22 protein-coding genes are annotated in these 26325 nt (G+C 51.4%); 5 read left to right on the forward strand and 17 right to left on the reverse strand.

Annotation, left to right across the window (positions count from 1 at the left end; genetic code table 11):
• Positions 1-11 precede the first annotated feature (11 nt).
• The 16 genes from dnaE to rpsB all read right to left on the reverse strand — a co-directional run bounded on the left by dnaE (position 12) and on the right by rpsB (position 18745).
• Positions 12-3494, reverse strand: coding sequence for a DNA polymerase III subunit alpha (gene dnaE / locus ESM_RS0110495; RefSeq protein WP_001294787.1), 3483 nt, complete (start codon positions 3492-3494; stop codon positions 12-14).
• A 36-nt stretch (positions 3495-3530) separates the two neighbouring features.
• Positions 3531-4127 carry a ribonuclease HII gene (rnhB, locus tag ESM_RS0110500; protein WP_000569435.1) on the reverse strand — a complete coding sequence of 199 codons (597 nt, stop codon included), beginning with the start codon at positions 4125-4127 and terminating at the stop codon, positions 3531-3533.
• Positions 4124-5272 carry a lipid-A-disaccharide synthase gene (lpxB, locus tag ESM_RS0110505; RefSeq protein ID WP_000840596.1) on the reverse strand — a complete coding sequence of 383 codons (1149 nt, stop codon included), beginning with the start codon at positions 5270-5272 and terminating at the stop codon, positions 4124-4126. The genes rnhB and lpxB overlap by 4 nt, the downstream gene beginning before the upstream one ends.
• Positions 5272-6060, reverse strand: coding sequence for an acyl-ACP--UDP-N-acetylglucosamine O-acyltransferase (gene lpxA, locus ESM_RS0110510; protein WP_000565976.1), 789 nt, complete (start codon positions 6058-6060; stop codon positions 5272-5274). The genes lpxB and lpxA overlap by 1 nt, the downstream gene beginning before the upstream one ends.
• Positions 6061-6063: 3 nt before the next feature.
• Positions 6064-6519: a 3-hydroxyacyl-ACP dehydratase FabZ gene (gene fabZ, locus ESM_RS0110515; protein ID WP_000210739.1), complete on the reverse strand. Its 456-nt coding sequence runs from the start codon at positions 6517-6519 to the stop codon at positions 6064-6066.
• A gap of 104 nt (positions 6520-6623) precedes the next feature.
• On the reverse strand, positions 6624-7649 hold the full coding sequence (lpxD, locus tag ESM_RS0110520) for a UDP-3-O-(3-hydroxymyristoyl)glucosamine N-acyltransferase (protein ID WP_001139277.1): 1026 nt from the start codon (positions 7647-7649) through the stop codon (positions 6624-6626).
• Positions 7650-7652: 3 nt separating this feature from the next.
• Positions 7653-8138 (reverse strand): molecular chaperone Skp, encoded by a 486-nt coding sequence (skp, locus tag ESM_RS0110525; protein ID WP_000758958.1) that lies wholly within the window; start codon positions 8136-8138, stop codon positions 7653-7655.
• 121 nt (positions 8139-8259) lie between these two features.
• Positions 8260-10692: an outer membrane protein assembly factor BamA gene (gene bamA, locus ESM_RS0110530; protein WP_001240903.1), complete on the reverse strand. Its 2433-nt coding sequence runs from the start codon at positions 10690-10692 to the stop codon at positions 8260-8262.
• Positions 10693-10721: 29 nt separating this feature from the next.
• Positions 10722-12074: a sigma E protease regulator RseP gene (gene rseP, locus ESM_RS0110535; protein WP_000948226.1), complete on the reverse strand. Its 1353-nt coding sequence runs from the start codon at positions 12072-12074 to the stop codon at positions 10722-10724.
• An 11-nt stretch (positions 12075-12085) separates the two neighbouring features.
• Positions 12086-12943, reverse strand: a complete 858-nt coding sequence (gene cdsA / locus ESM_RS0110540) for a phosphatidate cytidylyltransferase (protein ID WP_000922453.1) — start codon at positions 12941-12943, stop codon at positions 12086-12088.
• Positions 12944-12955: 12 nt separating this feature from the next.
• Positions 12956-13714 (reverse strand): (2E,6E)-farnesyl-diphosphate-specific ditrans,polycis-undecaprenyl-diphosphate synthase, encoded by a 759-nt coding sequence (gene ispU / locus ESM_RS0110545; protein ID WP_001517776.1) that lies wholly within the window; start codon positions 13712-13714, stop codon positions 12956-12958.
• Between the two features lie 188 nt (positions 13715-13902).
• Positions 13903-15099, reverse strand: coding sequence for a 1-deoxy-D-xylulose-5-phosphate reductoisomerase (gene ispC, locus ESM_RS0110550; RefSeq protein ID WP_000811946.1), 1197 nt, complete (start codon positions 15097-15099; stop codon positions 13903-13905).
• Between the two features lie 91 nt (positions 15100-15190).
• Positions 15191-15748, reverse strand: coding sequence for a ribosome recycling factor (gene frr / locus ESM_RS0110555; protein WP_000622419.1), 558 nt, complete (start codon positions 15746-15748; stop codon positions 15191-15193).
• A gap of 291 nt (positions 15749-16039) precedes the next feature.
• Positions 16040-16765: a UMP kinase gene (pyrH, locus tag ESM_RS0110560; RefSeq protein WP_000224575.1), complete on the reverse strand. Its 726-nt coding sequence runs from the start codon at positions 16763-16765 to the stop codon at positions 16040-16042.
• Between the two features lie 146 nt (positions 16766-16911).
• On the reverse strand, positions 16912-17763 hold the full coding sequence (gene tsf / locus ESM_RS0110565; RefSeq protein WP_000818112.1) for a translation elongation factor Ts: 852 nt from the start codon (positions 17761-17763) through the stop codon (positions 16912-16914).
• A 256-nt stretch (positions 17764-18019) separates the two neighbouring features.
• Positions 18020-18745, reverse strand: a complete 726-nt coding sequence (gene rpsB / locus ESM_RS0110570; protein ID WP_000246882.1) for a 30S ribosomal protein S2 — start codon at positions 18743-18745, stop codon at positions 18020-18022.
• 367 nt (positions 18746-19112) lie between these two features.
• Here rpsB and map point away from each other — a divergent pair, with 367 nt between their 5' ends.
• From map to ESM_RS0110595, 5 genes are all read left to right on the forward strand, one after another.
• Positions 19113-19907, forward strand: a complete 795-nt coding sequence (gene map / locus ESM_RS0110575) for a type I methionyl aminopeptidase (protein WP_001018205.1) — start codon at positions 19113-19115, stop codon at positions 19905-19907.
• A 179-nt stretch (positions 19908-20086) separates the two neighbouring features.
• A complete protein-coding gene (glnD, locus tag ESM_RS0110580) occupies positions 20087-22759 on the forward strand; it encodes a bifunctional uridylyltransferase/uridylyl-removing protein GlnD (protein WP_001094595.1) in 2673 nt (890 codons plus the stop codon).
• 30 nt (positions 22760-22789) lie between these two features.
• The gene (dapD, locus tag ESM_RS0110585; protein WP_001186657.1) at positions 22790-23614 is read left to right on the forward strand and encodes a 2,3,4,5-tetrahydropyridine-2,6-dicarboxylate N-succinyltransferase; all 825 of its coding nucleotides are present in this window, start codon (positions 22790-22792) and stop codon (positions 23612-23614) included.
• A 53-nt stretch (positions 23615-23667) separates the two neighbouring features.
• The gene (gene yaeI, locus ESM_RS0110590; RefSeq protein WP_000625626.1) at positions 23668-24480 is read left to right on the forward strand and encodes a phosphodiesterase YaeI; all 813 of its coding nucleotides are present in this window, start codon (positions 23668-23670) and stop codon (positions 24478-24480) included.
• Between the two features lie 158 nt (positions 24481-24638).
• Positions 24639-25025, forward strand: coding sequence for a DUF3461 family protein (locus tag ESM_RS0110595; RefSeq protein ID WP_000272188.1), 387 nt, complete (start codon positions 24639-24641; stop codon positions 25023-25025).
• Positions 25026-25088: 63 nt separating this feature from the next.
• Here the strand turns inward: ESM_RS0110595 and cdaR are convergent, their stop codons facing one another.
• On the reverse strand, positions 25089-26246 hold the full coding sequence (cdaR, locus tag ESM_RS0110600) for a DNA-binding transcriptional regulator CdaR (RefSeq protein ID WP_000929415.1): 1158 nt from the start codon (positions 26244-26246) through the stop codon (positions 25089-25091).
• Between the last annotated feature and the right edge of the window lie 79 nt (positions 26247-26325).

Below are 26325 nucleotides of genomic sequence, written 5' to 3' on the forward strand. Positions count from 1 at the left end.
GTATTCCTGTATTAGTCAAACTCCAGTTCCACCTGCTCCGAACCAATGAGGCCACGGAGATCGTTTAACAAACGATCGCTCGGAGAGACACGCCACGTCGCGCCAAAACGCAACCGTGCACGTGCATCCGCCCTCTGATAGTAGAGATGTACTGGAATTGTCCCAGAGCGGTGGGGTTCCAGAGACTGACGGAGTCGGTTTAAAAGCTGGTCATCAATTTGCCTGTCCGTCAGCGAGATAGCAAGCCCGCGAGCATATTTTTCCCGGGCTTCGTCAATATCCATCACTTCGCGAGCGGTCATTTTAAGCCCACCGCTGAAGTCATCAAAGCTGACCTGTCCGCTGACGATAAGTATGCGGTCTTTTTCCAGCAATTGCTGGTATTTATCCAGGGCGTCAGTAAATAACATCACTTCCAGCCGCCCGGAACGGTCATCCAGCGTGCAGATACCGATACGATTGCCGCGCTTGGTGACCATAACCCGCGCGGCAACAACGAGCCCCGCAGCCGTGGTGACTTTACCACGTTCTGTCGGGTGCATGTCTTTCAGCCTTACGCCTCCGACATAACGCTCAATCTCTTTTAAATACTGGTTGATCGGGTGGCCCGTCAGGTACAGACCCAACGTTTCGCGCTCCCCATCTAACACCACCTGCTCCGGCCACGGCTGGCAGCTAGCGTAGGATTGTTCAATTTGTTCCGGCTCTTCTGCCAGCACGCCGAACATATCGGCCTGGCCGATGGCTTCCGCTTTCGCGTGTTGATCTGCCGCTTTTAACGCATCGCCCAGCGAGTTCATTAACGCCGCGCGGTGTGGCCCCAGGCGGTCAAATGCCCCTGACATGATCAGTTTTTCCAGCACCCGCCGGTTCAGTTTTTTGGTGTCGGTACGGGCGCAAAGATCAAACAGTTCGCGGAAGTAGCCACCTTTATTACGGGCTTCGATGATGGCCTCAATTGGCCCTTCACCCACCCCTTTGATAGCGCCAATACCATACACGATTTCCCCGTCATCGTTGACGTGGAAATGGTAAAGACCGGAGTTTATATCTGGCGGCAGGATTTTAAGGCCCATCCGCCAGCACTCATCCACCAGGCCAACCACTTTCTCGGTATTGTCCATATCGGCAGTCATTACCGCCGCCATAAACTCTGCCGGATAGTGCGCTTTCAGCCATAACGTTTGATAAGACACCAAAGCATAGGCCGCAGAGTGCGATTTGTTAAATCCGTAACCCGCAAATTTCTCTACCAGGTCGAAGATTTTCATCGCCAGTTCGGCATTGATGCCGTTCTTTTCTGCACCTTCGGCAAAAACAGAACGCTGCTTGGCCATCTCTTCCGGCTTTTTCTTACCCATCGCACGACGCAGCATATCCGCGCCGCCGAGGGTATAGCCAGAAAGTACCTGGGCAATCTGCATTACCTGTTCCTGATACAGGATAATACCGTAAGTTGGCTCCAGAACCGGTTTCAGGCTTTCATGCTGCCACTGCACGTCTGGGTAGGAGATCTCCTCGCGACCATGTTTACGGTCGATAAAGTTATCCACCATCCCTGATTGCAACGGACCTGGGCGGAACAGCGCCACCAGTGCGATCATATCTTCGAAGCAGTCAGGTTGTAGACGCTTGATCAAATCTTTCATGCCGCGCGATTCAAGCTGGAATACCGCTGTGGTTTCCGAGCGTTGCAGCATGTCGAAACTTTTCTTGTCATCCAGCGGGATCGCGGCGATATCCAGCGGCGGCTCGCCATTTTTCGCCCGCCGCTTGTTGATCATCTCCAGCGCCCAGTTGATGATGGTGAGAGTACGCAGGCCGAGGAAGTCGAACTTCACCAGTCCGGCGTATTCAACGTCGCTTTTATCAAACTGAGTGACCGGATGTTTGCCTTCTTCATCGCAATAAAGCGGCGCAAAATCGGTAATTTTGGTCGGCGCGATAACCACCCCACCGGCGTGTTTACCCGCGTTACGGGTAACCCCTTCCAGTTTACGCGCCATGTCGATCAGCGCCTTAACTTCTTCATCCGCTTCGTAAATTTCTGGCAACTGCGGCTCGGCTTCAAACGCTTTCGCCAGCGTCATCCCCGGATCTGGCGGGATCAGTTTCGAGATACGATCGACAAAGCCATACGGATGCCCCAGCACGCGACCTACGTCGCGGATCACCGCTTTTGCCGCCATCGTACCGAAGGTGATGATCTGCGATACCGCATCGCGACCGTACATGTCCGCCACATGTTCGATAACCTGGTCGCGTTTCTCCATGCAGAAGTCAACGTCGAAGTCAGGCATGGAGACACGTTCCGGGTTAAGGAAACGTTCGAACAGCAGGTCAAATTCTAGCGGATCGAGGTCAGTGATTTTCAGCGCGTAGGCCACCAGTGACCCCGCACCGGAACCACGGCCAGGCCCTACCGGTACACCGTTATCCTTCGACCACTGGATAAATTCCATAACGATGAGGAAGTAGCCAGGGAAGCCCATCTGGTTGATAACCTGGAGTTCAGTATCCAGACGCTCGTCATATTCCGGGCGGCGCTTAAGACGTTCTTCTTCGTCAGGGAATAAAAATGCCAGACGCTCTTCCAGACCTTCTTTTGCTCGCTTAACCAGATAATCTTCGGTGCTCATGTCCCCGGTCGGGAACTGCGGCAGGAAGTATTCACCAAGACGCACGGTCACGTTACAACGTTTGGCAATCTCCACGGTGTTAGCAAGAGCTTCCGGGATGTCGGCAAACAGCTCGCACATCTCCTCTTCGCTACGCATATATTGCTGCGGCGAATAGTTACGCGGACGTTTGGGATCGTCGAGGGTAAAGCCGTCGTGGATCGCGACGCGGATTTCGTGCGCGTCGAAATCACTGCTGTCAATAAAGCGCACGTCGTTGGTTGCCACAACAGGCAAACCGCGCCTTTCCGCCAGTTCCACCGCCGCGTGCAAATAGCTTTCTTCATCCGGCCTGCCGGTGCGAATCAATTCGAGAAAATAGCGATCCGGGAAGTGCTCTTCATAAAACGCGACACACTCATCTACCAGTGCGCTGTTACCACGCAAAAGGCTGCGCCCGACGTCGCCCATGCGTCCGCCGGAGAGGAGGATCAACCCTTCGTTTAATTCGATAAGCCAGTCGCGATCGATGATCGGCCCGGCGGCACCATACCCGCGCTGATACGCTTTTGAGATCAGCAACGTCAGATTCTGATAGCCGGTATTGTTCGCCGCCAGCACCGTCAGGTGGGTTAACTCATCACCCAGCAGGTCGCACTGGACATTAAAATCCGCCCCGACGATAGGCTTAATCCCTGCGCCATGTCCCGCTCCGTAGAACTTCACCAGACCGCAAAGGTTGGTGAAATCAGTGATCGCCAGTGCCGGCATCCCCAACGCCGCCGCCTTTTTTACCAGCGGCGCGGTTTTTGCCAGACCATCGATCATCGAGTAGTCGCTGTGCACCCGTAGGTGAACGAAACGTGGTTCAGACATCTTCAGATTCCGGTTTACTTAATCTCGACACAAGAATCAGGACGCAAGTCCCAGTGCGCGTTTGACAGGGCCAAAGCTGCGCCGATGGTGTTCGGTCGCACCGTGTTCAGCCAGTTTTTCCAGATGAAAAGCCGTTGGATACCCTTTGTGTTGGGCAAATCCATATTGTGGGTAAATGATGTCCAGCTCCGCCATTTCAGCATCGCGTGTCACTTTCGCCAGGATAGACGCCGCACTGATTTCCGGCACGCGACTGTCGCCTTTAACAACCGCCATCGATGGCATCGGTAATTTCGGGCAGCGGTTACCATCAATCAACACATATTCCGGCGCAATATGCAGCCCCGCTACGGCACGCTGCATCGCCAGCATGGTTGCGTGTAAAATATTCAGTTCGTCGATTTCATGAGGTTCCGCGCGACCCAGACTCCAGCTTAACGCCTTCTCTTTGATCTCTTCACAGAGCGCCAGACGGCGTTTTTCACTCAGCTTTTTGGAATCATTCAACCCGACAATCGGGCGCGCCGGATCGAGGATCACGGCAGCGGTAACGACCGCACCGACCAACGGCCCGCGCCCAACTTCATCCACACCTGCAACAAGCTGCGTATGCGGATAAACAAATTCGATCATTGTGCTAACTCCAGAACGGCCTGCGCCGCCTGCTCATCGGCATTGCAGCGGATCTGCTGATGCAGCTCGCGGAAAGTGTCGTGCATCGCATGGCTGGTTTTACCATTCGCCAACAGCGGTAACAGCGCCGCAGCCAGTTTTTGCGGCTCACACTCTTCCTGCAATAACTCTTTGACTAACTCTCTGCCCGCCAGCAAATTTGGCAGTGAGACATAATCAGTTTTCACCAGCCGTTTCGCCAGCCAGAAGGTGAAAGGCTTCATACGATAGCCCACCACCATCGGGCATTTCGCCAGCATACACTCCAGTGCTGCCGTGCCCGACGCCAGTAGCGCCGCATCGCTGGCGACCATCGCCTCACGGCCCATCCCATCCAGCAAATGAACCGACAGGTCTGGCGCGACTTCAGCTTTGATGCGTTCAAACTGCTCGCGGCGTTTGGCATTCACCAGCGGCACCACAATCTCAAGATCCGGATATGTCTGGCGCAAAAGCTGGGCCGTTTTCAGGAAATCGGCACTAAGCATTTCGACTTCCGCGCCACGGCTCCCCGGCAGCAACGCCAGGCAGTGGGCATCGTGAGGGATCCCCAACACATCTCGTGCGGCATTTTTATCTGGATCTAACGGCATGGCATCAGCCATTGTGTGGCCGATAAAACGGCACGGCACGTTGTATTTGTCGTAAAACGCTTTTTCGAAAGGCAGAAATGCGAGGACTAAATCAGTGGCTCTGCCTATTTTGAAAACGCGTTTCTGTCGCCACGCCCACACGGACGGACTGACATAATGAATGGTTTTGATACCCTGCTTTTTGAGGTTACCTTCGAGGGTAATATTGAAGTCAGGCGCATCAATGCCAACAAAAACATCTGGCTTCAGTTCGCCAAAACGCTTTGTCAGATCGGCACGAATATGCAGTAAGCGACGCAGACGACCAAGCACTTCAACAATGCCCATCACCGCCAGTTCTTCCATTTCGTACCAGGCTTCGCAGCCTTCAGCCTGCATCCGTGGCCCGGCAACACCGACAAAGCGGGCGTTGGGCACACGTTCTTTCAGAGCACGGATTAAACCGGCCCCCAGGATATCGCCGGAGGTTTCTCCGGCGACCAGGGCAATCGTTAATGGACGCTGTTCAGCCATTAACGAATCAGACCGCGCGTTGAGCGAGCAAAGAAATCGGCAAAGGCTTTCACTTCCGGATGCGTTTCCGCCAGTTCAGCAATTTCCGGTTTCACTTCATCAAGCGTTTTACCGCTGCGATAAATCAGCTTGTACGCATTGCGGATAGCGGTAATCGCCTCACGGCTGAATCCGCGGCGCTTCAGCCCTTCGATATTGACACCGAACGGCGTTGCGTGGTTACCCTGCGCAATGACATAAGGAGGGACGTCCTGTGCCACACCGGAGCAACCGCCAACCATCACATGCGCACCAATGATGCAGAACTGATGGACTGCGGTCATGCCGCCGATGATCGCAAAGTCGTCTACCGATACGTGCCCCGCCAGCGTTGCGTTGTTGGCGAGAATGCAGCGGTTACCTACCGTACAATCGTGCGCAATGTGCGCATTGATCATCAGTAAGTTGTCGCTGCCCACCTTCGTCAATCCACCGCCCTGGACTGTGCCACGATGAATGGTGACGCTTTCGCGAATGCGGTTACGATCGCCAATCTCCACACGGGTCGGTTCGCCAGCATATTTCAGATCCTGGTTAACTTCACCGATGGAGGCGAACTGATAAATCTCATTGTCGCGGCCAATTTTAGTATGACCATTCACGACAACGTGAGATTTCAGTACGGTATTCTCACCAATTTCGACATGGGGTCCAACGATACAAAAAGGACCAATGTGAGCGTTGGCACCAATCGACGCGCCCTCTTCCACAATGGCGGTTGGATGCACAAAGGCGGATTTATCAATCACGTATCAGGCCTCCCGGCTACGAGCACACATCATCGTTGCTTCGCAAACTACCTTACCGTCGACCAGAGCAACCCCTTTAAAACGGGTCAGGCCACGGCGCGTTTTTTCGAAAGTGACTTCCATGATCATTTGATCGCCTGGTACAACCGGGCGCTTGAAGCGCGCTTCATCAATACCGGCGAAGTAGTAAAGTTCACCCGGTTCCAGTTTTCCTACGCTTTTAAACGCCAGAATACCTGTTGCCTGTGCCATAGCTTCCAGAATCAGCACTCCCGGGAAAATCGGTTTTCCAGGGAAATGGCCCTGGAAGAATGGCTCATTGACAGAGACATTTTTAACTGCGCGCAGAAAACGACCTTCTTCAAAATCCAGCACGCGATCCACCAGTAAGAATGGGAAACGGTGCGGTAGAAGTTCTAAAATCTCTTCAATCTGCAGAGTATGAGTGTTAGTAGTCAAGATACTCTTCCTGTCAAAATATAAGAAACGATAATAATAACACGGCCTGCCGCAATCGTAAGAATGAGACAGGCCGTAAAGTTTGGCGAACAATAGATGGAACGTTAGTCTTGCTGATTAACCTTGCGCTCAAGCGATTTCAGACGCTTGCTCATATCATCAATGTTCATCACCAGTGCAGCGGTTTTGCGCCAGACTTTGTTGGGTTGCAGCGGAATGCCTGAGGAATAGACGCCAGGTTCAGTAATAGGACGCATCACCATACCCATGCCCGTAACCGTCACTTTATCGCATATTTCCATATGCCCGTTGATTACGCTGGCACCGCCGATCATGCAGTAACGACCAATTTTCAGGCTGCCCGCCATAATGACGCCACCGGCAACCGCCGTATTGTCGCCAATCACGACGTTATGTGCAATCTGACACTGATTATCAATGATCACGCCATTGCCGATCACCGTGTCATCCAGCGCGCCGCGATCGATGGTAGTACAGGCACCAATCTCCACGCGATCGCCAATAATCACGCGACCAATCTGTGGGATCTTCACCCAGTTACCACGATCGTTGGCATAGCCAAAGCCGTCTGCACCGATCACAGTTCCGGATTGGATCAGGCAATTCTGACCGATCTGGATCTCATGGTAAATGGTTACGTTCGCCCAAAGGCGCGAACCTGCGCCGATTTTGCTGTTTTTACCAACGAAGCAACCAGCACCGATAATCACGTTATCACCCAGCTCAACGCCGGACTCAATGACCGCGTTAGCGCCAATTGAGACGTTGTTACCCAGCTTCGCCGTTGCATCAATCACCGCACTTGGTGCAATGTTCTGCGCGGGCTGCGGCGTGGTATCTAAAATTTGCGCCATGCGCGCGTAAGTCAGGTAGGGATTCTTCACTACCAGTGCGGCACTTTTCGCGAAAGGAAGATCGTCCTGGGTCATCACAACCGCGGACGCCTGGCACAAGCCTAAATGTTCACGGTATTTAGGATTAACCATGAACGTAATATGACCTGTTTGTGCAGATTGCATGGACGCAACGCCGGTGATGACGATATCGCCATCACCGTGTAGTTCTGCATCCAACTGCTGCGCTAAATCAGCCAGTCGAATTGAAGGCATTACTTATTTAACCTGTTTCAGTACGTCGGCAGTGATGTCTTTTACATCGCTGCTGTTGTAAGCAACGGCGTTTGCATCAACAACCAGATCGATGCTCTGGCTGCTGGCAACGGATTTCACAGCAGTCTGGATACGAGTAACCAGTTTGCCGCGTTCTTCGTTGGAACGACGTGCGCGATCTTGTTCAAAAGCCTGCGCTTTCTGAGCAAAAGTCTGGCGCTGAGCCATCACGTCTTTTTCCAGCTTAGTACGATCGCTACCGGCTTTCATGGACTGCAGCTTTTTCATTTTAGCCTGCAGATCGGTTTCCATACGCTGCAGTTCGCTGGCACGGCCTTTGAACTCATTTTCCAGCGTGTTAGAAACACCGGTTTTCTGTGCTACCTGCTGGAACAGGCTACCCATATTGACGATTGCAATTTTGTCAGCCGCCTGAGCAGAAGTTGCCAGTGCTAAACCGAGACCTGCAGCTAATAACCACTTTTTCACAATAAACTCCTTACCATCCCATTTGCACCGGAAGGTGCAGTTCTTTGCGTGGCCCGGCGATCTTATAAAGATCGCCAAAAGTCATCGCTACACTACCACTACATTCCTTTGTGGAGAACACTTACCAGGTTTTACCAATGTTAAACTGGAACTGTTCTGCTTTGTCTCCATCGTACTTTTTGAACGGCTGGGCGTAGGAGAACACCAACGGCCCCAATGGGGACATCCATTGTAATGCGATACCCGCAGACATACGGATATTGCTTGGATCACTATAGTCCGGATATCCAGAATATTGGCTGGAATCCCAGTTTGTATCCCAAACAGTACCCATATCCCAGAAGAAGGAAGTGCGGACTGAGTTAGCATACTTGTCGCTAATGAACGGTGTCGGGGTGATGAGTTCGAGGCTGGCAACCGCCATGGCGTTACCGCCTACAGCATCATCCGATTTACACAGATCTTTTGCGCCGTCCTGAGTCGCACATTCGTAGTCGTAGTCCGGATCATAATTACTGGCCTGATGCGGGAAGTAAACCGCTTTCGGACCAATGGTGTTGGACTGGAAGCCACGTACGGTGCTGGAACCACCGGCATAGAAGTTTTCATAGAACGGCATCTCTTTGCCGCCTAAGCCATCACCGTAACCCCAACGAGTACGGCCCAGCACAACCCATTTGTGATCGTCGTCGATCGGCACATAGGTCGCCGTGTCTAACGTCACTTTGTAGTATTCGTTATCCGATCCCGGAATGGTCACTTTACCCGTCAGGTTGACACGCGAACCATCCGTCGGGAAGTAACCACGGTCGAGCTTGTTATAGGTCCAGCCATAGTTGAACGTGAAGTCGTCCGTTTTGAAGCTGTTATCTTGATCAGAGGTGCTCGGATGTTCACCCATAGAGTAGAGATAACGCCACATCGCGACCTGCGGCTGCATGTTAGACAAGGAGTTATGTACATAACCCAGACCTGCACGCAGCGAGTTGTATTCGTTAACCGGGAAGCCTAACGTCACGTCTGTACCATAACTCTTGTTGGTATAGTCGGACAGGTCGGCGTCATCTGCCTGGAAGTCATTATAGAAGACACGACCACCAAGGCTTACGCCATCTACAGTGAAGTATGGGTTGGTAACGGACAGTTCAGCATAGGTCTGGTAATCGTTTTTAGTACCGTTAATACCAACAGCATAACCCGTACCTAACCAGTTATCCTGCTGTACGCCCGCCTGGAAGCTCACGCCACTTTCTGTACCGTAACCAATACCGAAGTTGAAGCTACCGGTGTTACGTTCTTTGACCTTGTAAACCACATCAACCTGGTCCGGACTACCCGGGACACGTTGGGTATCGGTATCAACCGTTTCAAAGAAGCCCAGACGATTCAGACGTTCTTTACCCTGATCAACCAGATCGCTGCCTAACCAGGCACCTTCCATCTGGCGCATTTCACGGCGCAGGACGGCATCTTTCGATGTGTCGTTACCTTCAAAACGGATCTTACGCACGTAGAAACGGTTACCCGCATCGACATTCACACGTAATTTAACGGTTTTGTCGGCATCGTTAATTTCAGGCATCGACTGTACGCGCGGATAGGCATAACCATAGCGACCGAGAAGCTTTTTAATATCATCTTCCATTTTGGTCACTTTGGTGCCGTTATACAGCTCACCCGGCTCGATTTTCGTCAGTTGCTCAATTTCAGCGGAGTGGCCGGCAAGATTGCCGCTCACTTCAACACCAGAGAGCTTATACTGATCGCCTTCGGTGATGTTCACCGTGACGTAGATACCTTTCTTATCCGGCGTCAGACTGACCTGAGTCGAGTCAATGTTGAAACGGGCATAACCGCGATCCAGATAGTAACTGCGCAGGGTTTCAAGATCGCCCGCCAGTTTCTGTTTCTGGTATTTACGATCACCTACCACGTTCCACCACGGCACTTCGTCACGCAGTTGGAAATGAGAGATCAGTTCGTCGGTGGTGAAGGCATGGTTACCAACAATGTTGATTTGCTGGATTTCTGCTGACACACCTTCCTGGAACACCAGTTTAAGGTCAACACGGTTACGCGGCAGTGGTGTCACGACAGCTTTTACGCTGGCGCTGTATTTACCGACGCTGTAGTAGAAGTCTTCCAGACCTTTTTCGATATCAGCAATGGTGGTGCGATCAAGAGATTCGCCCACACGCACGCCAGAAGCCTCGAGGTTTTGCTTCAGCATGTCATCTTTCACCGATTTGTTACCGGAGAAAGTGATGCTGGCAATGGTCGGACGTTCTTTTACCTGAACCAGAAGGGTATCACCATCACGAAGGACGCGAACATCCTCAAAGTTGCCGGTAGCAAACAGAGCGCGAATGGTATTACTGATATCTTCATCATTAACCGTGTCGCCTGTGCGCACCGGCATACTGAGGAGGGCCGCACCAACGGCGACACGCTGAAGGCCTTCGAAATGAATGTCTTTCACTACGAACCCTTCAGCACCGTATACGGTGGCGCTGCTAAACAGCAGCGACGCTATGAGCAACTTTTTCATCGCCATCGTTATTATGCGTTCTTCCTAACTAACTCTCATAACCGAGAGAAATCATTGAAAAGTGCAAGCCCCATTAACAACACCAGCAGAATCGAGCCAATGCGATAACAAAAGTCTTGAACCCGCTCGGATACCGGTCCGCCCTTGATCTTTTCGATCGCAAGGAACAGCAGATGCCCCCCGTCAAGTACGGGCAACGGAAACAGGTTAATTATCCCTAAGTTCACGCTAATAAGCGCAAGAAACGGCAGATAATAAACAACCCCGAGTTCCGCTGTCATCCCAGCCCCCTTGGCGATAGAGATCGGCCCACTGAGGTTGTTCAGTTTCACATCACCGGTGATCAATTTTCCCAGCATACTGACCGTCAGCTTCATCAACTGCCACGTTTTGTCCGTGGCTTCGACGATGGCGTTGAACGGCCCATACTGGCGTACAACTTTATACTCATCTGGCAAAGGAATGACTTTCGGCTCAATACCGACAAAGCCAATCGCCTTGCCATTACCCGGTTTGCTCTCCGGGACTAATGTTAAAGACAAGGGACTCCCCTGCCTTTCAATTTCCAACGCTAAGGCTTTACCCGGGTTATCCCGGACAAGCATCACAAACGCCACCCATTGCGTTAATGGCTGACCATCGACTTTAACGATCCTGTCGCCTGCTTGCAAACCCGCCTTGCTTGCCGCTGAGTTTGGCTGCACATTTTCCAGTACAGGTTCAATTTGCGGCCCACGGGGACGAATCCCCAAAGAAGATACAGGATCTTCTTTATCAGGCTCAAACGCCCAGTGACGTAAATCGAGCCTTACATCGCGTCGCTGGTCGCTGCCGAATGGTGCTACGGTAACGGTGGTACTTTCATCGCCAATTTTATCGACCAACTGCAAACGCACAGCATCCCAATCAGGCGTTTCGATACCATCAACGGCTTTTAGTTCCGTACCTGGTGCAATTTGTGCTTGTGCAGCTATCGAGTTGGGCAATATTTCGCCAACCACCGGACGAACACCAGGCACGCCAATGATAAAAACCAGCCAGTAGGCAAAGATAGCAAAAATGAAGTTTGCAACCGGACCTGCGGCTATAATCGCCGCACGTTGGCCGACAGATTTATTATTGAAGGCCTGGTGGCGGAGTTCCGGAACAACCGGTTCTGCGCGCTCATCCAGCATTTTGACATAACCGCCCAACGGGATCAGGGCGATGACATATTCAGTGCCTGACTTATCAGTCCGGCGCCAGAGCGCCTTACCAAAGCCTATCGAGAATCGCTCAACGCGGACACCACAACGCCGGGCAACCCAGAAATGACCAAATTCATGCACGGTGATAAGCACACCCAGTGCAACGATGAACGAAGCCAAATCCCAGAGAAAACTCAGCATAATACCTTCCGTCAAAGCGTCCTGAATACCAGCAACAACAGACAAGCAAAGACCGGCACCGCAGCCGTCAGGCTATCAATACGATCCAAAATACCGCCGTGTCCTGGAATTAAATGACCGCTGTCCTTAATTCCTGCTTCACGCTTAAACATGCTCTCGGTCAAGTCGCCTAACACTGAGGCTAACGCCGCGACAATAGAGCAAATGAGTAAGGTGATAGGTGCAACGTTCAAATTCGCCCACATGCCGTAACCCCATGAGATTACCGCTGCGGTCGCGAGTCCGCCAATAAAGCCCTGCCAGGTCTTGCCTGGAGAAACCTTCGGTGCCAACTTATGTTTGCCAAACAATTTGCCAAACATATATGCGCCAGAGTCGGCTCCCCAGACCAGGATCATGACATAGAGCAGCCATATCGCGCCACTGTAATGATTCTCGTCATAGTGCCATGTCCGTAACGCCAGCATGCCCCAAAAGAAGGGAACAATGGTTAATACACCAAAGATAATGCGCAATGTTTTGGAGTTTCGCCAGATTGCCGCAGAACCGGGGTAGAATAACACCAATAACAACGCAGCAACCCACCAGCCAAGCGAAGCCCAAAGCGAGACTTCAACCAGCGGTTGATGGATATTTCGGTGATATTCTGGCAACAGAAAAAGCATCAGCGCCAGCAATAACCCGCACAGCACCGCCAGCCATACCCGCTGCGAGCGAGTGGTAAAACCGCTAAGCTGTCCCCATTCCCACGCTGCCAGCATACAGACCACCAGCGTAACAATAGCGAACCCCACCGGCGGCAACAGAAACAGTGCTGCGATGACTACGGGTATTAAAACAAAAGCAGATATCAGGCGATACTTCAGCAAAAGCGACCCCCATCAGGCTGTTTCATCACCAGGCTCGGTGCCGCCGAAACGACGCTCTCGATTAGCAAAGGCATTTAACGCCCCTTCAAAGTCTTGTTCATCGAAATCGGGCCAGAGAACATCTGTAAAGTAAAGTTCGGCATAGGCAATTTGCCAAAGCAAAAAGTTACTAATGCGATGCTCTCCCCCAGTCCTAATTACTAAATCTACAGGGGCCAGTTCATGCATACAGACATGCTGGTTTAGCATCTCTTCATCTATCTGATCCGGTTGCAGATTTCCTTGCTGCACCTTTTCAGCCAGTTGCCTGACGCCCTGGACTATATCCCAACGTCCACCGTAGTTCGCCGCAATATTCAACGTCAGACCGGTATTCCCGGCAGTTAACGCTTCAGATTTACGAATACGTTCTTGCAAACGCGAGTTAAAGCGACTGGTATCGCCAATAATACGCAGACGCACGTTATGCCGATGCAGGCTTTTTACTTCGCTATCAAGCGCCCACACAAACAGTTCCATTAACGCACTGACTTCCTGCGCTGGTCGGTTCCAGTTTTCACTACTAAAGGCATACAGCGTTAACGCCTCAATACCGTTGTTGGCCGCAAAAGAGACCGCCCGACGGACCGATTTAGCCCCGGCTTTATGCCCGAAGGCACGAATTTTCCCTTGCTTTTTTGCCCAGCGCCCGTTGCCATCCATAATGATCGCGACATGGCGACAGCCATGAACTGGCAATTTTTCGCTAAGTGGTTGAGTAGCAGACAACATCACGCGTTTCTTATTCCCTGAAAGGGTTTACGGTACTCAGGAATACTGAAGCCTATACAAAAAAAAGCCGTGTCAAACCACGGCATACCTGACCTTAGAAAGCCAACTACTTACGATCAGATGGCGCAGACTATATCACTGAAGCCCTACGCTAACAAATAGCACGACTCTCTGTAGCCGGATTATCCTCAGCTTGCGAGACGCATCACCTCTTTTCTGGCGACCTCGCGCGCATTGACATCAACAGACAACACATCGTCCACGCATTGTGGTTCGCGCATATCCATTTTTTCCAGCACGGATAAATTCAACGCGGCGATATCCGTAAAACGAATCCGTTGCGCAAGGAAGGCTGCAACACTAATTTCGTTTGCGGCGTTCAATGCCGTCGTCGCAGCCTGGCCTTGTTCAAACGCATCCATCGCCAGTTTCAGACATGGATAACGTTCATAATCCGGTGCGGAAAATGTCAACGCACTCAGTTTGCAAAAATCGAGCGGCTTCACGCCAGAGTTCACGCGATTCGGCCATGCCATGGTGTGGGCAATTGGCGTTCGCATGTCGGGTTCACCCAACTGCGCCAGAACACTGCCGTCCTGATAACGCACCATTGAGTGAATCACTGACTGCGGATGAATCAGCACTTCCATCTGGCTGGCGCTGGCGTTAAACAACCAGCGCGCTTCAATGTATTCCAGACCTTTGTTCATCATGGTGGCCGAATCGACGGAAATTTTACGTCCCATCGACCAGTTCGGATGACGACAAGCTTGATCTGGCGTCATTGTTGCCAAATCACGCAATGGCGTCTCACGGAAAGGGCCACCAGACCCGGTAAGTAAAATGGACACCACGCCATTTTGCTCAAGGTCAGCGTATCCCAGATTGTGCTGAATAGGTTGCGGTAAACTCTGAAAAATGGCGTTGTGTTCGCTATCGACGGGTAATAACTGCGCTTTGCTCTGCTTTACGGCGTCCATGAACAGACGTCCACAGGTGACCAGTGATTCTTTGTTTGCCAGCAGTATGGTTTTACCCGCGCGGATCGCGGCAAGCGTAGGTAGCAGGCCTGCGGCACCGACAATCGCAGCCATCACCTGATCAACATCGTCAAGCGCCGCCATATCGCAAGCAGCCTGCTGGCCACTTAAGACTTCGGTGCGGCTACCTTGTTGTTGTAGTGTCGTTTTAAGAAGTTTCGCACTCGCTTCATCGTCCATAACAGCATAGCGGGGAGAGAATTCCAGGCACTGTTCTACCATGCGAGTGACATTTTTTCCTGCCACCAGCGCAACTACGCGGAAGTGTTCGGGATTATGGCGCACCACGTCCAGCGTGCTGCAACCAATCGAGCCGGTCGAGCCCAGAATGGTGAGTTGCTTCATGAAACATCCAGAGTTGAGACAGAATAAAAAGCAAAACGCCGCCAGCCGATCCGCAAGGATCTACTGAGCGGCGTTTTTGTCGTTCAAGAAATCAGAACTGCATCAGTTCTGCTTCTTTGTCTGCCAGCGCCGCTTCAATTTTCTTGATTGCAGCGTCAGTCAGTTTCTGTACATCGTCTTGAGAACGGCGATCATCATCTTCGCTGATCTCTTTTTCTTTCAACAGTGCTTTCACTTTGTCGTTCGCGTCACGGCGCACGTTACGCACCGCAACACGTGCTTGTTCTGCTTCACCACGAACGATTTTGGTCAGATCTTTACGACGTTCTTCCGTCAGCGGAGGCAGTGGAACACGAATGTCGCTACCCGCAGAGTTCGGGTTCAGGCCGAGGTCGGACGCCATAATCGCTTTTTCAACGGCCGGAGACATTGAACGGTCAAACACGTTGATTTTCAGTGTACGGGAATCTTCTACCGTTACGCTTGCCAGTTGACGCAGCGGCGTCGGCGTGCCGTAATATTCCACGACAATGCCATCCAGCAGGCTGGGAGAAGCACGACCCGTGCGTATTTTGCTGATTTGGGTTTTGAACGCTTCTACGCATTTGTCCATGCGTACTTCAGCATCTTTTCTGATATCGCTAATCACGTTACGAATCCTTGAAAACTTGTCTCAGTCAGACCAGACAGTCACACACAGTGGAAGTGTGCTAAGTATAGCCCTGATTAAACATATTACGGGTAATCGTCTGGATTATTAGACTATTTTATTTGCCATTTTGACCCTGGGCAGTGCTCGCAATCCTCACGTACTTTTGTACGCTCCGGTTGTTGCGCGCTGGCCGTGACCAAACTGCCTGAAACAATAACGCCTTATAATCAGACTTACGCCCCCGCGATACTTATGCGGAATCTTACCCTTATTTATCCATTACGGGAATTATTCCGTAATCAAAGTCCCTTCTTTTTCACCCATTACCACACGGCGCAGCGCACCCGGTTTGTTCATGTTGAAAACACGAATCGGTAATTTGTGGTCACGAGCCAGCGTAAAGGCAGCCAGGTCCATCACTTTCAGTTCTTTCTCCAGCACTTCACTGTAGGTCAACTGCTCGTACATAGTTGCAGTTGGATCTTGCGCCGGGTCAGCGGTAAACACACCGTCAACTTTGGTTGCTTTCAGCACCACATCGGCTTCAATTTCGATACCACGCAGGCAAGCTGCAGAGTCAGTGGTGAAGAATGGGTTACCAGTACCGGCAGAGAGGATCACCACACGGTTATTACGCAACAGGCTGATAGCTTCGGCCCAACTGTAGCTGTCACACACGCCATTCAATGGAATAGCGGACATCAGACGAGCGTTCACATAGGCGCGGTGCAGTGCATCACGCATTGCCAGGCCGTTCATCACGGTCGCCAGCATGCCCATGTGGTCGCCCACAACGCGGTTCATACCCGCTTTCGCCAGACCAGCACCACGGAACAGGTTACCCCCACCAATCACCACACCAACCTGAATACCCAGTTCAACCAGTTCTTTGATTTCCTGAGCCATGCGATCCAGTATGCTTGCATCAATACCGAAGCCTTCAGTGCCCTGCAGAGCTTCGCCACTTAACTTAAGCAGAATGCGTTTATAGACGGGTTTTGCATTGGTAGCCATGTTTCTTTCCTGAGACTGTCAACGATTGAAATGAATTAATACTGGCGACATTGTACGTCGCTTTTCAGCGCAGCCCCATAAGGGTTAGCTGAATTTACAAGATGGGCGCAAAAAGAAGCCGCCCTCAGGCGGCTCCTTTTCGATAATTAAGACTGCTTGGACATCGCAGCAACTTCTGCTGCAAAGTCAGTCTCAACTTTCTCGATGCCTTCACCCACTTCGAAGCGGATGAAGCCAGTCACTTCAGCGTTATGCTCTTTCAGCAGTTGACCAACAGTTTTTGCCGGTTCCATAACGAACGGCTGACCGGTCAGAGAAACTTCGCCGGTGAATTTCTTCATGCGGCCTTCAACCATTTTCTCTGCGATTTCTTTCGGCTTACCAGACTGCATCGCGATGTCCAACTGTACCTGGTATTCTTTCTCTACCACTTCAGCGGATACGTCTTCCGGTTTGATGAATTCTGGTTTGCTTGCAGCAACATGCATAGCGATGTGTTTAACCAGCTCTTCGTCAGCGCCTTTAGCAGCAACCAGAACGCCGATACGCGCGCCGTGCTGATAAGAACCCAGAACGTCGCCTTCCAGCGCAGCAACACGGCGAATGTTGATGTTTTCACCGATTTTCGCTACCAGCGCAACACGTTCTTCTTCGAACTGTGCTTTCAGAACTTCAACGTCAGTGATTTTGCCAGCAACCGCTGCGTCCAGCACTTTGTCTGCGAACGCCTGGAAACCAGCATCTTTTGCCACGAAGTCAGTCTGGCAGTTAACTTCCAGAATGATGCCGTAGTTGCCGTCGATTTTGGTTTTGATCACGCCGTCAGCAGCAACGTTGCCTGCTTTTTTCGCTGCTTTGATCGCACCAGACTTACGCATGTTTTCGATTGCCAGCTCGATGTCGCCGTTAGCTTCAGTCAGTGCTTTTTTGCAATCCATCATGCCTGCGCCAGTACGCTCACGCAGCTCTTTTACCAGGGATGCGGTAATTTCAGCCATTCTAAAATCCTCGGAGATGTGATCTGCCCGGAATTAAACCGCACAGATATAAAAGTGAAAAAGGGGGCCATATGCAGGCCCCCTAACCAAACGTGTACTACCTGGTCTATAAGGGCTCTCCCCTTCATATTTCAAGCTGCAGGCGCGTTGTCTTCGCTCGCTCACTCAGGTCACTTACTTAAGTAAGCTCTCTGGGATTCTCGAGCTTGCCGCCTTCCTGCAACTCGAACTATTTCGGGGGAGTTATCAAGCCTTATTACTCAGCTTCTACGAAGCTTTCTTCCGCCTGGGAAGCCAGATCCTGAGAACGGCCTTCACGAACGGTTGCAGCAACAGCGCCCAGGTACAGGGTTACAGCACGGATTGCGTCGTCGTTACCCGGGATAACGAAGTCAACACCGTCCGGATCAGAGTTGGTATCAACGATAGCAAATACCGGAATACCCAGGTTGTTTGCTTCTTTGATAGCAATGTGTTCGTGGTCAGCATCGATTACAAACAGAGCGTCCGGCAGACCGCCCATGTCTTTGATACCGCCCAGGCTGTTTTCCAGTTTCTCCAGCTCACGAGTGCGCATCAGCGCTTCTTTCTTGGTCAGCTTGTCGAAAGTACCGTCCTGAGACTGAGTTTCCAGATCTTTCAGACGTTTGATGGACTGACGAACGGTTTTCCAGTTAGTCAGCATACCGCCCAGCCAGCGATGGTTCACGAAGAACTGGTCGCAGCTCAGAGCAGCGTCTTTCACCGCTTCGCTTGCAGCGCGTTTAGTACCAACGAAAAGGATTTTACCTTTGCGAGAAGCAATCTTGTTCAGTTCAGCCAGAGCTTCGTTGAACATCGGTACAGTTTTCTCAAGGTTGATGATGTGAACTTTGTTACGCGCACCGAAAATGAACGGCTTCATTTTCGGGTTCCAGTAACGGGTCTGGTGACCGAAGTGAACACCAGCCTTGAGCATGTCGCGCATGGAAACAGTTGCCATGATTAAAACCTCTATATAAAAGTTGGGGTTATGCCTCCACGTATCCCATATTACCGACCCCAAAGGGCACCCCGGAATATGTGCCGATACGTGTGTGTTGTTACACAAAGTGAGATTGTCGCTTCCGTCCAGTCTGTGTATACGAAATGGATCGGAAGTCCGGCGCGCTTTATACCACAAATACGCCGTGGACTCCAATAATTGTTGGTGCGGTGTACAACATCACACGATGAATTTTCTATTACAGGAAACCCTCGGTGGCACGTTTCGCGAAGTTCAGAATGATTCTCAATTTGGCAGGGTGTGATACCATTGACAGCACTTAAATATATATTGTCGGTATCACCGACGCTGATGGACAGAATTAATGGCTATCTCAATCAAGACCCCTGAAGATATCGAAAAAATGCGCGTCGCTGGCCGCCTGGCTGCCGAAGTGCTGGAAATGATCGAACCGTATGTTAAACCGGGCGTCAGCACCGGCGAACTGGATCGCATCTGTAATGATTATATTGTTAATCAGCAACACGCAGTTTCTGCCTGCCTCGGCTATCACGGTTATCCGAAATCCGTTTGCATTTCTATTAATGAAGTGGTGTGCCACGGTATCCCGGACGACGCCAAACTGCTGAAAGACGGCGACATCGTTAACATTGACGTCACCGTAATCAAAGATGGTTTCCACGGCGACACCTCAAAAATGTTTATCGTCGGTAAACCGACCATCATGGGCGAACGCCTGTGTCGCATTACGCAAGAGAGCCTGTATCTGGCGCTGCGTATGGTAAAACCGGGCATTAATCTGCGTGAAATCGGCGCGGCAATTCAGAAATTTGTCGAAGCAGAAGGCTTCTCCGTCGTTCGTGAATATTGCGGGCACGGCATTGGTCGCGGCTTCCATGAAGAGCCGCAAGTGCTGCACTATGACTCCCCAGAAACCAACGTCGTGCTGAAACCGGGGATGACCTTCACCATCGAGCCAATGGTCAACGCGGGTAAAAAAGAGATCCGCACCATGAAAGATGGCTGGACGGTAAAAACCAAAGATCGCAGCTTGTCTGCACAATACGAGCATACTATTGTAGTGACCGATAACGGCTGCGAAATTCTGACGCTACGCAAGGATGACACCATCCCGGCGATAATCTCGCACGACGAATAAGAGGAAGACAAACGCAAAATTGCCTGATGCGTCCTACCTTCTCCATTTGCAAGAAGTTGTAGGCAGGATAAGGCGTTCACGCCGCATCCGGCATGAACAAAGCGTACTTTGTCAACAATCTGAAGCCGGCGAATGCCGGCTTTTTTAATGCGATAATTTAATCTTATGGGTGGCGCACAATGAATACCCTTCCAGAACAGTACGCAAACACCGCTCTCCCCACCCTTCCCGGTCAACCGCAAAACCCTGGCGTCTGGCCCCGTGATGAATTAACCGTCTGTGGAATAAAAGCCCATATCGACACTTTCCAGCGTTGGCTGGGCGATGCCTTTGACAGCGGGATTTCTGCGGAACAATTGATTGAGGCGCGCACTGAGTTTATCGACCAGCTCCTGCAACGTTTATGGATAGAAGCGGGTTTCAGCCAGATTGCCGATCTGGCGCTGGTTGCCGTCGGTGGCTATGGTCGCGGCGAGTTACATCCGCTTTCAGATATCGATTTACTGATCTTAAGTCGTAAAAAACTCCCGGACGATCAGGCGCAAAAAGTGGGCGAACTGTTAACGCTGCTCTGGGATGTGAAGCTGGAAGTCGGTCATAGCGTGCGCACCCTTGAAGAGTGTATGTTGGAAGGGCTATCGGATTTAACCGTCGCCACCAATTTAATTGAATCACGTCTGTTGATTGGCGATGTGGCGCTATTTCTCGAACTGCAAAAGCATATTTTCAGCGAAGGATTCTGGCCTTCTGACAAGTTCTACGCGGCGAAAGTTGAGGAGCAAAACCAGCGCCACCAGCGTTATCACGGCACCAGTTACAACCTCGAACCAGATATCAAAAGCAGCCCCGGCGGCTTGCGTGATATCCACACCCTGCAATGGGTCGCCCGCCGACATTTCGGTGCTACATCGCTGGATGAAATGGTGGGGTTTGGCTTCTTAACGTCTGCGGAGCGGGCGGAATTAAACGAGTGTCTGCATATATTGTGGCGCATTCGCTTTGCCCTGCATCTGGTCGTTAGCCGTTACGATAACCGACTGCTGTTTGATCGCCAGTTAAGCGTCGCCCAGCGTCTGAATTACAGTGGCGAAGGTAACGAACCGGTCGAACGAATGATGAAGGATTATTTCCGCGTCACGCGTCGCGTCAGCGAACTCAACCAGATGCTGCTGCAACTGTTCGATGAAGCCATCCTCGCCCTCCCCGCAGATGAAAAACCACGTCCGATTGACGATGAATTTCAGCTACGTGGTACGCTGATCGACCTACGCGATGAAACGCTGTTTATGCGCCAGCCGGAAGCCATCTTGCGCATGTTTTACACCATGGTGCGCAATAGCGCGATCACTGGTATTTACTCCACCACGCTGCGTCAGTTGCGCCATGCCCGTCGCCATCTACAACAACCGCTGTGTAATATTCCGGAAGCGCGAAAACTGTTTTTAAGCATTCTTCGACACCCTGGCGCAGTGCGTCGCGGACTTTTGCCAATGCATCGTCATAGCGTGCTCGGTGCCTATATGCCGCAGTGGTCGCATATCGTCGGGCAGATGCAGTTTGACTTGTTCCACGCTTACACAGTGGATGAACACACCATTCGCGTGATGCTGAAACTGGAAAGTTTTGCCAGTGAAGAGACGCGCCCTCGCCACCCGTTGTGTGTGGATGTCTGGCCACGCCTGCCATCGCCGGAGCTGATTTTCATCGCCGCATTGTTTCATGATATCGCCAAAGGACGCGGCGGCGATCACTCCATACTCGGCGCACAAGACGTGGTGAATTTTGCTGAACTCCACGGGCTGAATTCGCGCGAAACGCAACTGGTGGCCTGGCTGGTTCGCCAGCACTTGCTAATGTCGGTAACCGCTCAGCGCCGTGATATTCAGGACCCGGAAGTCATCAAACAGTTTGCCGAAGAAGTACAAACGGAAAATCGTCTGCGCTATCTGGTATGCCTGACGGTGGCTGATATTTGTGCCACTAACGAAACGCTGTGGAATAGCTGGAAGCAAAGTCTGTTGCGTGAGCTCTATTTTGCTACCGAAAAGCAGCTACGACGCGGAATGCAAAATACGCCGGATATGCGCGAACGGGTTCGCCATCACCAGCTTCAGGCGCTGGCTCTGTTGCGCATGGATAACATCGACGAAGAGGCGCTGCACCAAATTTGGTCGCGCTGTCGCGCTAACTATTTTGTCCGCCATAGCCCAAATCAACTGGCCTGGCACGCGCGCCATTTATTACAGCACGATTTAAGTAAGCCGCTGGTATTACTTAGCCCGCAAGCCACGCGCGGTGGCACCGAGATTTTTATCTGGAGCCCGGACCGCCCATACCTGTTTGCCGCCGTTTGTGCCGAGTTAGACCGTCGCAATTTAAGCGTTCATGACGCGCAAATTTTCACCACCCGCGACGGTATGGCGATGGATACCTTCATCGTGCTGGAGCCAGATGGCAGCCCTCTGTCCACTGATCGCCATGAAGTTATTCGTTTTGGTCTGGAGCAGATACTGACACAAAGTAGCTGGCAGCCACCTCAGCCGCGTCGTCAACCCGCCAAACTGCGTCATTTTACCGTTGAAACCGAAGTGACGTTTTTGCCAACCCATACCGACCGAAAATCATTCCTCGAGCTGATTGCTCTCGACCAGCCTGGACTGCTGGCACGGGTAGGGAAAATTTTTGCCGATCTGGGAATTTCGCTTCATGGTGCCAGAATTACAACCATTGGTGAGCGAGTAGAAGATTTATTCATAATCGCCACCGCTGACCGACGTGCACTTAATAACGAGTTGCAGCAGGAAGTACATCAGCGGTTGACAGAGGCCCTCAATCCAAACGATAAAGGGTGATGTGTTTACTGATATGAAAAGAGTTTAACAATGCAGCAGTTACAGAACATTATTGAGACCGCTTTTGAACGCCGTGCCGAGATCACGCCAGCCAATGCAGACACCGTTACCCGCGAAGCGGTAAATCAGGTGATCGCCCTGCTGGATTCCGGCGCACTGCGTGTTGCGGAAAAAATTGACGGTCAGTGGGTGACGCATCAGTGGTTAAAAAAAGCGGTGCTGCTCTCTTTCCGTATTAATGATAATCAGGTGGTAGAAGGAGCAGAAAGCCGCTACTTCGATAAAGTGCCGATGAAATTCGCCAACTACGACGAAGCACGTTTCCAGAAAGAAGGCTTCCGCGTGGTGCCACCCGCGGCAGTGCGTCAGGGTGCGTTTATCGCCCGTAACACTGTGCTGATGCCGTCTTATGTCAACATCGGTGCATACGTTGATGAAGGTACGATGGTTGATACCTGGGCCACAGTCGGTTCCTGTGCGCAGATTGGTAAAAACGTGCACCTGTCTGGCGGTGTAGGTATCGGTGGTGTGCTGGAGCCGCTGCAGGCTAACCCGACCATCATTGAAGATAACTGCTTCATCGGCGCGCGTTCTGAAGTCGTTGAAGGCGTAATTGTCGAAGAAGGTTCCGTTATTTCCATGGGCGTATACATCGGTCAGAGCACCCGTATTTACGACCGTGAAACGGGTGAAATCCACTATGGTCGCGTTCCGGCAGGTTCTGTAGTTGTTTCTGGCAACCTGCCGTCGAAAGATGGTAAATACAGCCTTTACTGTGCTGTTATTGTTAAGAAAGTTGACGCGAAAACCCGCGGTAAAGTCGGCATCAACGAACTGCTGCGTACCATCGATTAAGAGTATGTACACGGGCAGCATGATGCTGCCCGTTTTCTTTGCAGGGAAAGATGATGATTTCACGCCGACGTTTTTTACAGGCTGCCACCGCAACGTTAGCCGCAGGCTCAGGTTTCGGCTATATACATTACCTGGAACCCGGCTGGCTTGAATTAACCCATCAGCACATCGTCTTTTTTAAAGATAAAGCCGCACCGTTCAAAATTCTTTTTCTTGCCGATCTCCATTACTCCCGCTTTGTTCCACTCACCCTGATATCAGAAGCCATTGCCCTTGGAGTGGCGCAAAATCCCGATTTGATATTGCTGGGCGGCGACTACGTACTATTTGATATGCCGCTGAATTTTTCGGCGTTTGGTGGCGTACTATCTCCCCTTGCCGAATGTGCGCCGACATTTGCCTGTTACGGCAACCACGATCGCCCCGTCGGTACGCAAAAGAATCGCTTAATTAGCGAAGCGCTGAAATCAGCGGGTATCAAGGTGTTGTTTAACGAGGCAACGGTTCTCTCCACACAGAATCGACAATTTGAACTGGTTGGCACTGGGGATTTATGGGCCGGGCAATGTAACCCTCCCGGCGTAAACGACGCTAATCTGCCACGGCTGGTGCTGGCACATAATCCCGACAGCAAAGAAATCATGCGTGATGCCCCCTGGGATCTGATGCTGTGCGGTCATACTCATGGCGGGCAGCTACGCGTGCCATTGGTTGGCGAATCTTTTGCACCAGTCGAAGATAAACGCTACGTCACTGGGTTAAATGCGTTTGGTGAACGAAAAATCTATACGACCCGCGGCGTGGGAAGTTTGTATGGGCTGCGGCTTAACTGCCGTCCGGAAGTGACGATACTGGAACTGGTGTAGAACGTAAAATCTATCGCCAGAATAAAGCAGGTAATTTTTTAATTTTTACGCCATGATAGAAGTCTGGAAAAAGGCTTTCTGCGATCACAGTCGAGCCGGGCGGGCCAGGCCAAATGCTAAGATAAGCACAATTTACTGACTCATTTTGAGGTAACGCTATGTACGACAATCTGAAAAGTCTGGGTATTACCAATCCTGAAGAAATTGATCGTTACAGCCTCCGGCAGGAAGCCAACAACGATATTCTGAAAATCTATTTCCAGAAAGATAAAGGTGAGTTTTTTGCCAAGAGCGTGAAGTTTAAATATCCACGTCAGCGCAAAACGGTGGTTGCAGATGGTGTGGGTCAGGGCTATAAAGAAGTTCAGGAGATCAGCCCGAATCTGCGTTATATCATTGATGAGCTTGATCAAATCTGCCAACGCGATCGTAGCGAAGTGGATCTTAAACGTAAAATTCTCGATGACTTGCGTCACCTGGAGTCAGTGGTGACCAATAAGATCAGCGAAATTGAGGCGGATCTGGAAAAGCTGACACGCAAATAATAGTAACTGATGTCATTCTGCGAGCCGGGTAAAGTATCACCCGGCTTTAATTTTGTTATGAACCTACCGCTCTTCATCCAGTTGCAACGCCACATACAGCAACAGCCTGTCATCAAAATTACCCAAATCCAGCCCGGTCAATTCAGAGATACGGTTGAGACGATACTCCAGCGTATTACGATGGATAAACAACGCCTTTGACGTTGCCAGCGGCTGCACATTATGGCGAAACCACGCCGCCAGCGTACGCCGTAGCAAACCGTTATTATCCATCGCTTTGAGCCGTGCCAGAGGACGAGCCAGTTCGTTGGCTTGCCAGTCACCGCGCAAACTATCAAGTAAAACAGGCAACATCAGATCCTGATAAAAATAGCAGCGATTTTCTGGCATTCGCTGCTTACCGACGACCATCGTCGTTTTCGCCGTGCGATAAGAACGGGCAATACTGCCATGACCGGTAAAATAGTTACCCAGCGAAACGCGGAAACGTAACTGACCATACTCTTTCATGCGGGTAATGAGTTGTTCAACTCGCTTACGATGATCTTCCGCATCCCAGCGCCCAAACTGATTCAACGCCGGTTTTAGCACCACCATTTCAGTCAGCGAAACAATCGCAACCAGATTATTACGTTCCGGCATAGTCAGCGCGTTTTGCAGTTGCTGTAATTCCGCCATCGCGCTATCGACGCCAAGCTGACCGCTGTCGACCTCGACAATGGCTACTACGCGGGGTTGATTGAGATCGATGCCCAACCTCTGCGCCCATTCGGTTAATGCTGGCGTACTCTCCTCAGCCTGAATCAGATGCATCACCAGCTCTTCACGCAGTCGGCTATCCTGCGCCAGCAGGTGCATCAACCGTGACTGTTCCAGCATCATTTCTGCCGTCATACAGACCAGCTCGCCATATTTACGCAAATGCTCCGGTTCACCGGTCAGTCCGATCACGCCGACAATTTCGCCCTCAAGCCGTAACGGTAGATTGATCCCCTGTCGCACACCATGCAGATGGCGCGCCACGGCATCATCAATATCGACTACTCGCCCCTGCGAAAGTACCAGCAATGCACCTTCGTGCAATTCACCAATACGCTCACGATCGCCGCTGCCGATAATTCGCCCGCGAGCATCCATTACATTGATATTGGTATCGATAATGCGCATAGTGCGCGCCACGATATCCTGCGCCATTTTGGTATCAAGATGCCAGCCAGCCATAAGCCCTCCGTTGAGCACGGTTTAGCATAAGGAAGTACGCAACGCACAGCATTGTGCAAATGCACAAAGGACAATGCAG

The organism is Escherichia sp. TW09308 (genome assembly GCF_000208565.1).
Classification (GTDB): Bacteria; Pseudomonadota; Gammaproteobacteria; order Enterobacterales; family Enterobacteriaceae; genus Escherichia; species Escherichia marmotae.

Bases quoted from the DNA above. Each gene is read 5' to 3' on its own strand.
- rnhB (WP_000569435.1), bottom strand. From the start codon at position 4,127: ATGATCGAATTTGTTTATCCGCATACGCAGCTTGTTGCAGGTGTGGAT.
- yaeI (WP_000625626.1), top strand. From the start codon at position 23,668: ATGATTTCACGCCGACGTTTTTTACAGGCTGCCACCGCAACGTTAGCC.
- map (WP_001018205.1), top strand. From the start codon at position 19,113: ATGGCTATCTCAATCAAGACCCCTGAAGATATCGAAAAAATGCGCGTC.
- ESM_RS0110595 (WP_000272188.1), top strand. From the start codon at position 24,639: ATGTACGACAATCTGAAAAGTCTGGGTATTACCAATCCTGAAGAAATT.
- ispC (WP_000811946.1), bottom strand. From the start codon at position 15,099: ATGAAGCAACTCACCATTCTGGGCTCGACCGGCTCGATTGGTTGCAGC.
- lpxB (WP_000840596.1), bottom strand. From the start codon at position 5,272: ATGGCTGAACAGCGTCCATTAACGATTGCCCTGGTCGCCGGAGAAACC.
- rseP (WP_000948226.1), bottom strand. From the start codon at position 12,074: ATGCTGAGTTTTCTCTGGGATTTGGCTTCGTTCATCGTTGCACTGGGT.
- tsf (WP_000818112.1), bottom strand. From the start codon at position 17,763: ATGGCTGAAATTACCGCATCCCTGGTAAAAGAGCTGCGTGAGCGTACT.
- glnD (WP_001094595.1), top strand. From the start codon at position 20,087: ATGAATACCCTTCCAGAACAGTACGCAAACACCGCTCTCCCCACCCTT.
- dnaE (WP_001294787.1), bottom strand. From the start codon at position 3,494: ATGTCTGAACCACGTTTCGTTCACCTACGGGTGCACAGCGACTACTCG.
- cdaR (WP_000929415.1), bottom strand. From the start codon at position 26,246: ATGGCTGGCTGGCATCTTGATACCAAAATGGCGCAGGATATCGTGGCG.
- rpsB (WP_000246882.1), bottom strand. From the start codon at position 18,745: ATGGCAACTGTTTCCATGCGCGACATGCTCAAGGCTGGTGTTCACTTC.
- pyrH (WP_000224575.1), bottom strand. From the start codon at position 16,765: ATGGCTACCAATGCAAAACCCGTCTATAAACGCATTCTGCTTAAGTTA.
- lpxD (WP_001139277.1), bottom strand. From the start codon at position 7,649: ATGCCTTCAATTCGACTGGCTGATTTAGCGCAGCAGTTGGATGCAGAA.
- dapD (WP_001186657.1), top strand. From the start codon at position 22,790: ATGCAGCAGTTACAGAACATTATTGAGACCGCTTTTGAACGCCGTGCC.
- bamA (WP_001240903.1), bottom strand. From the start codon at position 10,692: ATGGCGATGAAAAAGTTGCTCATAGCGTCGCTGCTGTTTAGCAGCGCC.
- ispU (WP_001517776.1), bottom strand. From the start codon at position 13,714: ATGTTGTCTGCTACTCAACCACTTAGCGAAAAATTGCCAGTTCATGGC.